The sequence below is a fragment of the Albirhodobacter sp. R86504 genome, from assembly GCF_042466415.1.
In the GTDB taxonomy this organism is placed as follows: Bacteria; Pseudomonadota; Alphaproteobacteria; order Rhodobacterales; family Rhodobacteraceae; genus Albirhodobacter.
Window position 1 is genome coordinate 59,524 of record NZ_JAXHCH010000002.1, and the last position, 11,315, is coordinate 70,838.

12 protein-coding genes and 1 other RNA gene are annotated in these 11,315 nt (G+C 61.3%); 9 read left to right on the plus strand and 4 right to left on the minus strand.

The genetic code is table 11. The features are described 5' to 3' along the window. Positions 1–42 precede the first annotated feature (42 nt). The 3 genes from rnpB (at position 43) to rpmG (ending at position 1,799) form a co-directional block, all read left to right on the plus strand. Positions 43–486, plus strand: an RNA gene (gene rnpB, locus SJY32_RS02375) — RNase P RNA component class A. A gap of 174 nt (positions 487–660) precedes the next feature. Beyond that, positions 661–1,371: a DUF533 domain-containing protein gene (locus tag SJY32_RS02380; protein WP_376871169.1), complete on the plus strand. Its 711-nt coding sequence runs from the start codon at positions 661–663 to the stop codon at positions 1,369–1,371. Between the two features lie 260 nt (positions 1,372–1,631). Beyond that, positions 1,632–1,799: a 50S ribosomal protein L33 gene (rpmG, locus tag SJY32_RS02385; protein ID WP_011750518.1), complete on the plus strand. Its 168-nt coding sequence runs from the start codon at positions 1,632–1,634 to the stop codon at positions 1,797–1,799. A 72-nt stretch (positions 1,800–1,871) separates the two neighbouring features. On the opposite strand, the gene SJY32_RS02390 is transcribed toward rpmG, so the two are convergent. Then, complete coding sequence (locus SJY32_RS02390; protein WP_376871175.1) at positions 1,872–2,603, minus strand: hypothetical protein; 732 nt, start codon at positions 2,601–2,603, stop codon at positions 1,872–1,874. A 400-nt stretch (positions 2,604–3,003) separates the two neighbouring features. Here SJY32_RS02390 and SJY32_RS02395 point away from each other — a divergent pair, with 400 nt between their 5' ends. The 4 genes from SJY32_RS02395 to SJY32_RS02410 are packed head-to-tail and all read left to right on the plus strand — an operon-like array spanning position 3,004 to position 7,788. Further along, positions 3,004–4,281, plus strand: coding sequence for an imelysin family protein (locus SJY32_RS02395; RefSeq protein ID WP_376871178.1), 1,278 nt, complete (start codon positions 3,004–3,006; stop codon positions 4,279–4,281). Between the two features lie 9 nt (positions 4,282–4,290). Beyond that, entirely contained in the window at positions 4,291–5,658 is a 1,368-nt protein-coding gene (locus SJY32_RS02400; protein WP_376871180.1) for a di-heme oxidoredictase family protein, read from the plus strand. Next, complete coding sequence (locus SJY32_RS02405) at positions 5,658–6,671, plus strand: imelysin family protein (protein WP_376871183.1); 1,014 nt, start codon at positions 5,658–5,660, stop codon at positions 6,669–6,671. Before SJY32_RS02400 ends, SJY32_RS02405 begins: the two co-directional genes overlap by 1 nt. A 16-nt stretch (positions 6,672–6,687) precedes the next feature. After that, entirely contained in the window at positions 6,688–7,788 is a 1,101-nt protein-coding gene (locus SJY32_RS02410) for a DUF1513 domain-containing protein (RefSeq protein ID WP_376871185.1), read from the plus strand. Positions 7,789–7,842: 54 nt separating this feature from the next. Here SJY32_RS02410 and SJY32_RS02415 read toward each other — a convergent pair whose 3' ends face one another. The 3 genes from SJY32_RS02415 to SJY32_RS02425 all read right to left on the minus strand — a co-directional run bounded on the left by SJY32_RS02415 (position 7,843) and on the right by SJY32_RS02425 (position 9,852). Then, positions 7,843–8,850 carry a glycosyl transferase family protein gene (locus tag SJY32_RS02415; RefSeq protein ID WP_376871187.1) on the minus strand — a complete coding sequence of 336 codons (1,008 nt, stop codon included), beginning with the start codon at positions 8,848–8,850 and terminating at the stop codon, positions 7,843–7,845. 439 nt (positions 8,851–9,289) lie between these two features. Further along, positions 9,290–9,457, minus strand: coding sequence for a hypothetical protein (locus tag SJY32_RS02420; protein WP_376871189.1), 168 nt, complete (start codon positions 9,455–9,457; stop codon positions 9,290–9,292). After that, the gene (locus SJY32_RS02425; RefSeq protein WP_376871191.1) at positions 9,454–9,852 is read right to left on the minus strand and encodes an XRE family transcriptional regulator; all 399 of its coding nucleotides are present in this window, start codon (positions 9,850–9,852) and stop codon (positions 9,454–9,456) included. The genes SJY32_RS02420 and SJY32_RS02425 overlap by 4 nt, the downstream gene beginning before the upstream one ends. 297 nt (positions 9,853–10,149) lie before the next feature. Here SJY32_RS02425 and SJY32_RS02430 point away from each other — a divergent pair, with 297 nt between their 5' ends. Beyond that, complete coding sequence (locus SJY32_RS02430) at positions 10,150–10,356, plus strand: hypothetical protein (RefSeq protein ID WP_376871193.1); 207 nt, start codon at positions 10,150–10,152, stop codon at positions 10,354–10,356. An 11-nt stretch (positions 10,357–10,367) separates the two neighbouring features. Beyond that, entirely contained in the window at positions 10,368–10,535 is a 168-nt protein-coding gene (locus SJY32_RS02435) for a hypothetical protein (RefSeq protein ID WP_376871195.1), read from the plus strand. Positions 10,536–11,315: the final 780 nt, after the last annotated feature.

Sequence of the window (11,315 nt, forward strand, 5' to 3'; positions counted from 1 at the left end):
CCCATTGACCGAGGCGGCGGCTGCGCGTAACAGGACGCTTGCGCGGATGGCTGGATGACCGCGGGTCCTCATAGGTCTGCGTAAGTAGATACCTGAGGGCGCGAGGAAAGTCCGGACTCCATGAAGGAACGGTGCCGGGTAACGCCCGGCGGGGGTAACCCTAGGGAAAGCGCCACAGAGAACAGACCGCCCTGCTTCCCAAGCGAAAGATGCCTCGGCATTGGTGCGCGGGATCTGGCAGGGTAAGGGTGAAACGGTGGAGTAAGAGCCCACCGCGGGACTGGCAACAGGACCGGCATGGCAAGCCCCACCGGGAGCAACGCCGAATAGGGATCACGCGCGGGACGCAAGTCACCGTAGGGGGCCTTCGCCCCGAGGGATCCGGGTTGGCAGCTAGATCCTGCGAGCAATCGTAGGGCAAGAGGAATGGTCATCCAGAGGGGTTCGCCCCTTGGACAAAATCCGGCTTACAGGCCGTCCGCGCAAAAAATTCCGCTCATTCCACAACCACCCCATCTCGGCGCTCGTCGGGCCGCGTCGTATTTGGGGGGATTCCGCCAGAGGTCAAAGCGCCTGCCGTTTCACCTGTTGGCTCAGCGTCATATTCGTGCAGTATGAGGGGGGAAACCGCGAAAAGCGGGTTGAGGAGAGGATGCCGAAATGAGTTTTGTGAAAACATTGGCGACATTGGCTGTCGGGTTCGCGGCGGCGAAGGGTGTGCAGAAGTTTCGTGACGTCGGCGGGATGACCGGCGTGAAAGACGCGCTGCGCGGTGCGGGGCAGGGCGGCGGTATGGCGGATCAGATGGGTGCCATGGCCGATAAATACGGGGTGCCCGGCGGCGCGGACGCCGTGCGCGATATGTTCGCCAAATTTTCCGGCACGGCCTTGCAAGCGACCGAGGCGACAGAGGCCGGTTTGGGGTCTGTGATGGCGGCGATGACGGGGGCGGCGGCGACCGGCGCAAAATCGATGTCGGATATGATGGGCGCGGTGACGGCCGGCACACCAGTCAACGCGATGATGGAAGAAAACGCCAAGCTGATGATCCGCGCGATGATTCAGGCCGCGAAATCGGACGGCGAGATCGACGCTGAAGAACGTGCCAAGATTCTCGATCATTTGTCGGACGCATCGGAAGAAGAAATGGCCTTCGTGCAGGCACAACTTGATGCGCCATTGGATGCGGCGGGCTTGGCGGCGGCGGCGGGCGAGGCCAGCAAGTCGCAGGTCTATTCTGCCGCGCTGATGGCGATCACGGTGGATACCGATGCGGAGCGGACCTATCTCAAAGCTTTGGCGAAGGGCTTGATGCTGGACGATGCAAGCGTGGCGCAGATTCACGCGACGATGGGCAAGCCCGCCTTGTAAACAGCGCGATTCCCGAGGGCGGCGTGATCTATCCGTAACGCGCCGTCTTCGGGCCTCGATCACGGCGGCTGCGGCCCGCTAAAAACGCGGTTAGCGCGGCTTGAATGGTTCTGCGCGGGCGCGTTTTAAATTTCTTCGCGCGATTATGTGGAAAAATTCGTTTTTGGCCCGCTGCCCTGTTGACTCTGCACGTGGCAACAGTAAAAGGCGGGACCAACGAATTTGCGGGCACATGGGTGCCTTGTCTAGGAGACTTGAAAATGGCGAAGCCGACGACGATCAAGATCCGTCTGAACTCGACGGCGGGCACCGGGCACTTCTATGTGACCAAGAAGAATGCCCGCACCATGACGGAAAAAATGACCGTGAACAAATATGATCCGGTTGTGCGTAAGCACGTGGAATACAAAGAGGGCAAGATCAAGTAAGATCTCGCTTCTTGTAATCAGATAGGCCGCCCTTCAGGGCGGCCTTTTCGTTTGCGCTGAGTAGTGCACCCGTCAATGACGGGCGCTGGTTCCTTGGGTGACCAAACTCAGCCGCTGGCGCCATTTTATCAGCTCGGCCTCCATGTGTGGATCGTCGGAGATATCGATTGCCGTTTGCCGCTTATCGGCCTCCACAAGCGCGGTGAGTTTCGTCTTAACCGTGTTGTAATGCTCGACGAGATCGAGCCATTCCTTGCCTTGTATCTGGGAGAGGGCGGTCTCGAGGGCGCTGACCTCAAGCCGCACGCCCTTGATCGTCAGCTCCCGTTCGGCGCGCTGGCCGTGACGCGTCGCGATTTCGCATTCGAGGCGAGAGATAAACGCCCGTATCCCGCTGATTTGTAGCTCCATATTGCGCGCCGTCCGAGAAGGCACGGGCGTTGGCGCGATCACATCTGGCGCAATTGAGGGGAGGGGGGCTGTCTTCATCGCCGATTGTTCCGGTGCGGTGTCCTCGGGCGGAGAGAGATGCTCTGCCTGGTCGATTTCGATCGCGGACTCAGGCGTTGCTACGGCCGATGCTGTTTTCAGATCTGGTGTCATCTGCGGGGGCGCGGTTTCGTGATCCGCTGCCATCGGTGTCAATGGCGCGGAGGCGGGAGTGGTCGCCGCGCGGTGGCGTCGCGCCGTGCCGAGCAGCGCGAGAATGCGGTGCGCGCGCGCGCGCGGTTGCTGCGACCTTTCGGTTGCCTGCCGTGCAGTCTCACCAGGCTCCATCGTTGAGGGGGCTTGGCTGCGCGCCACAGTGCGACCGCGTCCATTTCCTGCGGCGGCGGGGGGGCTTGAGCTTCCTACGCCTTGTTTTGAACGAAGCGTAGCGGGGGGCAGGTCTGGAGGGCCGTCACGCTCGCGCATCGTATCGCGCGGGGCGATTTGCGGCTTTGAGGCTGCGTGCGGTTCTTGATAAGATGCATCGCTTGGCAGTGAAAAATGCGAAACCGTTGATGGAATCATGATGGAGCCTTTCTGGCTATTCAATCACGAGAGACTGCACGGGATGGGTTTCTAGAGCGTTAAGCCCCGCGTGGCGATATGTGTGCCCCTCCAAGTTTTCGCGGCGGAATGGGTCAATTTGCGGGTTTACAAAGTTGACTGTTTAAATCAATTATTCGCAAAACTTGTGGAATAGGCGGAGAATACTGACATGCGACACATTGGTGCGACCGGAAAATTGTTGGCCACGACGATCTTAGCGTTGAGCGGCTTCGCTGGCGTAGCGCAGGCGCAAGCCGTCGATGAGGCCGCCGTGGTTTCGCAATATGCCGATATTGGCGCGGCCGCGTTTGGCGACTCGCTGAGCACGGCAGAGGCGCTTCAATCGGCGGTTTATGCGTTCCTCAAAGCGCCCTCGGCCGAGACGCAAGACGCCGCGAAGGACGCTTGGATCGCGGCGCGCAAGCCTTACTTGCAAACCGAGGCGTTCCGCTTTGGCAATCCGGTTGTGGATGAATGGGAAGGCCGCGTGAACGCCTGGCCGCTGGATGAAGGCCTGATCGACTACGTCGATATGGGGTCGGCGGCCGTGAACGAGGAGAATGATTACGCGCTTCTCAACGTGATTGCGAACCCGACGTTGACAATCGGCGGCACGGAAGTTGACGCCAGCGCGATCACCCCGGATTTGATCTCGGGGGCGCTCCACGAGGCCGAGGGCATCGAGGCGAATGTCGCATCGGGGTATCATGCGATCGAATTCCTCCTCTGGGGGCAAGATCTTAACGGGACGGAAGCAGGCGCGGGTGCGCGTCCCTATACCGATTTCGTCGTGGGAGACGCATGCACGGGCGACAATTGCGATCGCCGCGCGGCGTATCTCAAGGCTGTCACGGATCTGCTTGTGACGGATTTGGGCGAGATGGTCGACGCTTGGGGTGACGGCGGCGCTGCGCGCGAAGCGGCATTGAACGAGGGGGGCGTCAAAGCCATCCTGACCGGTCTTGGGTCGCTGTCTTACGGTGAGTTGGCGGGCGAGCGCATCAAGCTGGGCCTCATGCTGCACGATCCCGAAGAAGAGCAGGATTGTTTCTCGGATATGACGCATCTGTCGCATTACTATGATGGTTTGGGCATCCAGAACGTTTACACCGGCAGCTATACCCGCGTCGACGGAACTGTCGTCGAGGGGCCATCGGTATCCGATCTGGTGGCGGCTGTGGCGCCAGATGTCGATGCGCAACTGACGACGGAAATCGCGGCCTCTGTGGCGGCGCTTGACGAGATGAAAGTCAAAGCCGAAGGCGGAATGGCCTACGATCAGATGCTCGGCATGGGCAATGATGAGGGCGCTGCCATCATCAACAAGGTTGTGGATGCGCTCGTCGCACAGACCCGCTCGATCGAGCGCGCGGTGACTGCGCTGGGGACCGAGATCGAAGTCGAGGGGTCTGACAGCCTCGACAGCCCAGAATCGGTCTTGCAGTAAGCAACGACGATGCGGTCGCGTGCGATTGCAGGGCTGGTCGGTGCGGCGCTTGCGAGTGCCGGATTGGCGCATATGACGGGGGTGGGCTTCGCGGAGCCCGCCCCTCTTTCGTCTGGCGAAGATACGGCGCCCGTCGGCGACGCGCGGGCGAAGGCGCAGGGCGCCGAGTCCGGGGCAAGTTTGGGCGGGTTGGAGATCGAAATCGGTCGCGCCTTGTTCGAAAAGCTCTGGGTCGCCGCGCCCAGCTCGACCAAGGGGTCAGACGGGCTTGGCCCGATGTTTAACGCGCGTGCCTGCTCGAATTGTCACGCGCAAGGCGGGCGTTCATCCTTGCCGGAGGCGCATGTTTCGGGCGCAGTGGTGGAGAGTACGATTGGAACCGTCGTCAAATTCACCAGCCCTGATGCGCAACGCGCGTTCGGCACCCAGCTTCAAGACCGCACCGTGACAGGGGCCCATCACAGCGCGCAGGCGGGCGAGACCCCCGCGCGCCAGCCGCTGACCCCTGAGGGCACATTGCGCCTGCGGTATGACATGCGGCCGATGACACTTGGCGACGGAACCCAAGTGACGATGCGCCGTGTCTCGCCGCAGATCTCGGGCGCGGCGGCGCATGTTGAGGGCCTGTCTTTGCGTGTCTCGCCACCGTTGTTTGGCATGGGCTTGATCGCGGGCATAGGGGAGGCCGAGCTGCGCGCCCGTGCCGATCCTTTTGACGTGAATGGCGACGGGATATCCGGCCGTGTGGCTGAGGCCTACTCCCCCGAATTGGGCCGCGCGGCGCTTGCACGTTTCGGGTGGCGGGGCGGGGCGGTCACGCTGATGGATCAATCTGCGGATGCCTTCTCCACGGATATGGGCTTATCCACGCCGCTGTTCCCTGATCCGCAGGGCGACTGCCTGACCTGTGCGGGGATGGCGCATGGCGGGGATGCGGGGCTGCGCGATGGGCACGAGGTGTCTGCGTCAACGTTGGATCTTGTGACGCGCTTTGTTGCTGATCTCGCCGTGACGACGCCGCTGATCGGGGAGGTGTCATCTGGCGCGGCGCAAACCGGCGCCGATCTTTTTGCGCAGGCGGGCTGTGAGGCATGCCATGTGCGCGATCCCTATTCGAACGGCGCACGCCCTTATAGCGATTTTCTTTTGCATGATATGGGCGAGGATTTGGGCGATGACGGGGGGCGCGAATGGCGGACCGCGCCGCTTTGGGGGTTGAATGTGCCCCAAACGAGCTACCTGCATGACGGGCGCGCGGTCACATTATTGGAAGCGGTGCTGTGGCACGGTGGTGAAGCGCGCGCGGCGCGTGATAGGGTGGCGCAAATGACGGCGGCGCAACGCGAAGCTTTACTGGATTATTTAAGGAGCCTGTGATGAGCGGCAATTGGGCATGGAAAATTTTGGCGGGCGGCGTCGCCATGACGGTGATGGGAATGCCAGCCGCTGCGGATGTGCGCGAGGTGGTGGAGCGGAATATCCTACCGGGGTTTGCGGAGTTTGATGCGGCCGCGCAGGATCTCGCTTCGCGCGCGGCGGACGACTGTTCAGCCACCGCTTTGCAAGCGCCTTGGAATGTGGCGTTCGATGCGTGGCTCAAGGTTCAACATTATCATATTGGGCCATCCGAAGCGGGGGGCCGTGCCTTGACGATCGCCTACTGGCCGGATCCGAAAAACCTCGGCGCGCGTCAGATGGCCGCAATGCTGGAGGCCGAGGACCCGGACCTCACCGCGGAGGGTGGCATGGCGCAGGTGTCTATCGCGGCGCGCGGCCTCTACGGGATCGAGCGTATCCTCCACGGCGAGACCTACGCGCAGGGCGATTACGCCTGTGATCTGGTGCGCGCCATGACGGCCGATCTCGCCACGACATCGGCAGGGCTCGCGCAGGATTGGGTTGAGTATGCGCCTTTGCTGACGACCGCAGGCGAGGCAGGCAACAGCACCTATCGATCCGCCGACGAGGCGCGTCAGGCGCTTTTCACCCAGCTTTTGGCGGGGATTGAGTTTAACGAGGGCACGCGGCTTGCGCGCCCGCTGGGCACGTTCGATGCGCCGCGGCCGGAACGCGCGGAGGCGCTGCTCGCCCATCGCGCCAAGCGTAATCTAGCGCTTTCGATGCAGGCTCTTGGCGGCCTCGCTGAGGATCTCGCGCAGATCGAGGGTAAGTCCGATGGCGCACCCGTGACGAAAACGGCGTTCGAGCGGGTCGAGGAGTTGCTCGGCAAGATGGACGATCCAGATTTCGCAGGCGTCGTGGACCCGAGCGGCCGTCTCAAGGTGGAGATCTTGCAGCAGGCGATTATCGCGGCTGGGGACGCGGCGGAGGCCGAAATCGGTCTGACGCTCGGGGTCTCGGCGGGGTTCAACTCCGCAGATGGCGATTGATTGCAAGGAGAGCAGCATGAAACGCAGAACCTTCCTCGCGTCGCTCGCGGCGACGGCTGGATTGGCGCAAACCGGTTGGGCGGCGGCAGGCAGCCCCGCATTCCTTGCGGCGGCGCGGCTGCCTGCGGGGGATTATGCGCTTTTGGGCTTAACCGCCCTCGGTGAGGAGATTTTTCGTCTCGGGTTGCCATCGCGCGGACATGCCGGCGCGGCGCATCCCAGCCTGCCTGTCGCCGTCGCCTTTGCGCGCAGGCCCGGCGTGTTCGGTTTGGTGATTGATTGCGTGCATGGCAAGGTCATCGCGCGGTTGGAGCCGCCGACCGGACGCCAGTTCAACGGCCACGGCGCATTCTCCTCAGATGGGGCGCGCCTGTTTACATCGGAAGTGATCGCGGATGGCTCGATTGGCCAGATAGGCGTGTGGGACACCAAAACGTGGAAGCGGATCAATCAGTTCGCGAGCCACGGCATCGGGCCGCACGAAATTTTGCGCCTGCCCGGGACGGAAACGCTCATAGTCGCGAATGGCGGCATCGAGACTGATCCGTCCGATCGCACGCCCCTCAATATCGACCGGATGCGCCCGAACCTGACCTATTTGAGCGATGCTGGCGAGGTGCTTGATCAGGTTGAGCTCCCCGACCTCGCACAGAATTCGATTCGCCACCTGTCCGTGCGGGCAGACGGCCTCGTTGCGTTTGCGATGCAATGGGAAGGCGACGCGTTTGAACCGGTTCCACTCCTCGGTTTACACCGATTGGGGGCGACGGCGCAGTTGTGCGAGCCTGCGCTCGGCGAAGAGTTCGCGATGAAAGGCTATGCCGGTTCCTGTGCGTTTTCAGCCTCTGGCGCGCGGGTCGCGATTACGTCGCCCAAAGGTGGCCGCGTTCAGATTTACACCGCCGACGGCAAGCCGCTGGCCTCTGTCGCGGTGGCGGATGTTTGCGGCCTCGGGCCTGATCGCGGGGCGGATCAAATCGGCGCATCGGATGGTTTCATCGCAACCGACGGATTTGGCGGCGCCTCCCGCATTACCGTGACCGATGAGGGGCAAGCCCGCGCCGGCGGTGAAGTGACCTCGCAAGTCGCGTTCGATAATCATCTGATATCGCTCTAGCACGGGCGGGGCCCCGAAGGGCCCTGCTATACCCGCAGGGGCGAGGCGTGCGGTCTAGCGGGGGCGCACTGACCACAGATCCGTGGCGCGCCTGAACGCGTCTGTGTGATCCAACCCCTCAAGGACGCCAAGCGCCAAAGCCGCTGTCCCGAGCACGATCATCAGCGCGAATTCATCTGTCAAATCGCCCGCCCAAAGCGCCGCCAGCGCGCTAGGGTCGGTGGCGCCGTCTGCGGCCTCCGACATGCGCTTGGCGCCCTGCAGGAGGGCGGGCGCAACGGTGTCAAACGGTGCGCCGTGGTCAAGCCCCATCAGTTCGACGGCCTTGTTGGGTTGACGTTCGAACTCGCCGCCGCCGCCTTTCAACACCCGCAGATGTTGTTCCCCCAAGGCGCGGGCGCCATCTTGTTGCAGCGCGCGATAAGGGGGGTGGAACACGCCCTGCACCTGCGCACGTGCGGCACATGGGTTGAGCGCGCGCAACGCTGTGTTGACGGGCGAGCGAAGGCCAAGATGCTCGCGCAGCGCGAGCAACTCGACAAAGCGCTGATCCATCGCCTCCAGCGGAATGTAAGCGATATTCGTCAAATCCAGCGCGGCCTTAACCGCGTCCGGCGTGCTGGCCTGTGCAATTCCGACAATCGGCAGAGCAGGGCGCACAGCCGCGGCATTCGCCTGATGTGAATTCAGGCCGTGGAGCACGATCTTGTGCCCGGCCGAGGCCGTCAGCTTTGCCGCCAGCAAAAACCAAGGCAATCCGCGTGATTTCCCTGCCGCATATGACGGCCAGTCGAGATCAGGCGCAATCTTACGCCAAACCCCAAGGCGCGCGCGCATCGCCAGAACGATTCCCGCAATCTCGTCAGGATTTTCCGAACGGTAGCGCCACAACATCAACAACGCCCCAACCGCCTCCGGCGCAGCGCGCTGTTCAAGCACAATCGTCATTGCGTCTTGTGCCTCGTCGCGCGTCAGGTGGCGCGATTTGCTCGGTCCGCGCCCGAGTTGCTGCACGTAAGGTGCGAGGGATTGCGCAGGCGTGAACGGGGCTGGTTCGGTCATGGCGGGCCTTAGTTTGAGGATGAAGCGCGGATCATCGCTGCACCGTCTCATTTACACAAGCCATCCGCAAGTCAGCAGGGCCAAAGCCCAACCGAGAGACGCGATCAAAGCGCAGCACGAGGTCTATTTCATCTAGAAAAGGATGGTGCTGTGAGAGAGGATTGAATTCTATTCCATCTAATTAAAATCAATGTGTTACGTTGCATATTGGCACGCTGGAACGGCCGAATTCTGGCACTTAATTACCTTGCGTCAAGTGGCCAGCAGATGGCAGAGCAGAGCTCTGTCGGCCACACGCTTACACAGGCAAGCAGTGCGCGCCTAGAGGTGACTGTCGGCCACGCTTGCAGGTAGCGCCGCGCTCGTCGACTCGTGACGCTAACCTGCTCTGGCGGTCTGGGAAGTCTTCGATCCACTCTTCGCAGCAAGCGGTGGCGCACTAAATGTCCAATAGCTCTGTCAGCGCACGGATACGCGCGGGTGTCGGCCTTGGGTCGTGCCCGTTGCTGATGACGCGGATGAACTCGATCCATGCGCGCTCATTGGCGGACAGGGTCTCCCAGCTGACGCTGGGAGAGGTTGGGGTGGTGAACGGAGTTTCGCTCATTTGCCGAAGATCCCCCGCAGTGCCGCGCGGGAGCGGGCGGTCAGACGTGGGTCGCTGTTGTCGGACGCCTCACGCAGCTCTGTGAGCCAACCGCGTTCATTCTCGGTCGCGGGCGTGCCGAAGATCTCAACGACAGCCTGAGCCGCGGTGACGCCGATGGCCTGCTCGATGCTCAGCCGCATCAGATAGGCCGGATCGACCTCCAGCGCCTTCGCGAGCGCGGGCACCCGATCGAGAGGAACTTTATTGCGGCCGTTTTTGAGGAAGGTCATCATATTGGCATTGGCAAACCCCGCCTCGGACGCAATCTCGCCTTGGGTCTTGCGATGCGAGAGGGCTTGGATACGGTCCGCGATCAGCTTCGCGGCGGGTGTGTTGTTGAACGGTGTGCTCATCGGTGTGATATCTCATGTTGTTGATATCACTTACTTATCGTGTCTTGCGTTCGCAGTCGGGTGGGACTTTCATATCGGTGAAAATCAGGTCGAAGTCCTAGGGGAAATACGCGCGGTCGACGGGGATGCGTTCTGGCGCCGCAGATCGGGGATGCCGCAACCTTCCGGGTTCGCGTGATCTTCTCATCCACGGGGTCAACGCTGCTTTGATTGTCGTGCGACAGAATGGCTTCGCAAATCGCTCGGTGCAGCCTACTTTTGGGCGGCAGGGATGACGGTCAACCATCCGAGGATCACATGAACGTCGTAGTGAAAAATTATCCGCAGCTGCGCCAGCTATGCTGGAATCGTCCTAGCGATGCCGTCGTGGACGGTGAAGTCGCGCTTGCGCTCTACGAGCGGAACTGGCGGTTTGTTCGGCAGGACGAGATTACACCCGATGAGCAAGCCCTCCTCGACATGCTTGTTGCGAAGTATGGCAACGGTCATCTGTTGGTCGCTTGATGGCGGCGCGCATGTTCCGGCGTTCACATCACAATGACATCCTTGCCGTTCTGCGGTGCCTCGATGGTGCGCTTCATTCGGGCGCTGGATGCTATTTTGGCGGCGGCACGGCGATCGTGTTGGCGCTTGATGAATATCGCGAGAGCGTTAGCATGAGCGAAGTCCTAGAGGAAATCTGACCCCATGACGGGGACGCGTTCTGGCGCCGCAGATCGGGGGCGGCTCAACCTTCCGGGTTAGGCGCAGAGGATGCTTTCCGACAAAAATACTCGGAAAGTGAGGTGTAACATAATTGGCCTAAAATGTTACATTGTTGCGCGAAAACGTAACATTTGGGGTGCAAAAGAGCGCGAAACTATCGCGTAAATGTTCCCTCTAGGGAAGAAGTGCTCAAAATATTCCCGTAAGTTGGCCTTATTTTATTGGGTATTTCGAGATTTATGCCTCGCGCGATGAGACAAAATGTTCCATTTTTGACCCGATTTCGGGATTTTCCGGAGCGAAGTGATCGTGCCGAGAGTGCAGTAAAACGAAAACGGACTTCAATGAATCGAAGCAATCATCGCGACAAATGGCGCTTTCCGAGACGCATTCGTTTCGTATGGGCAGTTCGACTGCTCTTGCCGGTTCCACTGGCGGCCGACCACAAAGCTGCATCTAGCTCTATGCCTGCTGGGCTATTTAGCTAATACCTGCCCGCGATGGATTGGGCTTTCGGCCGATGGATGCGCGCAGGCTCGTTCTAAGCGCTTCTGGGCGCGCTTATGGGTTCGGCAGCTAGTAAGCCGTATATTTCGAGTTGGACGCGACTCAGCCCCCGCCAAGATGGGGCTGCGGATCGACTTCCCTCGCGCCCTGATTTGGTGGGGTCCGCTCTCGGCCGAACGAAAGGGTGAAGGTTTGGTCGGCACGGGGCGGTCTGTTCGCTCTCAGAATATTGTCTGCGCCTTTCACTCTTA

What these genes read in the sequence shown, in the direction of transcription:
- SJY32_RS02380 (WP_376871169.1), top strand. Translation starts at nt 661, where the DNA reads ATGAGTTTTGTGAAAACATTGGCGACATTGGCTGTCGGGTTCGCGGCG.
- rpmG (WP_011750518.1), top strand. Translation starts at nt 1,632, where the DNA reads ATGGCGAAGCCGACGACGATCAAGATCCGTCTGAACTCGACGGCGGGC.
- SJY32_RS02395 (WP_376871178.1), top strand. Translation starts at nt 3,004, where the DNA reads ATGCGACACATTGGTGCGACCGGAAAATTGTTGGCCACGACGATCTTA.
- SJY32_RS02400 (WP_376871180.1), top strand. Translation starts at nt 4,291, where the DNA reads ATGCGGTCGCGTGCGATTGCAGGGCTGGTCGGTGCGGCGCTTGCGAGT.
- SJY32_RS02405 (WP_376871183.1), top strand. Translation starts at nt 5,658, where the DNA reads ATGAGCGGCAATTGGGCATGGAAAATTTTGGCGGGCGGCGTCGCCATG.
- SJY32_RS02410 (WP_376871185.1), top strand. Translation starts at nt 6,688, where the DNA reads ATGAAACGCAGAACCTTCCTCGCGTCGCTCGCGGCGACGGCTGGATTG.
- SJY32_RS02415 (WP_376871187.1), bottom strand. Translation starts at nt 8,850, where the DNA reads ATGACCGAACCAGCCCCGTTCACGCCTGCGCAATCCCTCGCACCTTAC.
- SJY32_RS02420 (WP_376871189.1), bottom strand. Translation starts at nt 9,457, where the DNA reads ATGAGCGAAACTCCGTTCACCACCCCAACCTCTCCCAGCGTCAGCTGG.
- SJY32_RS02425 (WP_376871191.1), bottom strand. Translation starts at nt 9,852, where the DNA reads ATGAGCACACCGTTCAACAACACACCCGCCGCGAAGCTGATCGCGGAC.
- SJY32_RS02430 (WP_376871193.1), top strand. Translation starts at nt 10,150, where the DNA reads ATGAACGTCGTAGTGAAAAATTATCCGCAGCTGCGCCAGCTATGCTGG.
- SJY32_RS02435 (WP_376871195.1), top strand. Translation starts at nt 10,368, where the DNA reads ATGTTCCGGCGTTCACATCACAATGACATCCTTGCCGTTCTGCGGTGC.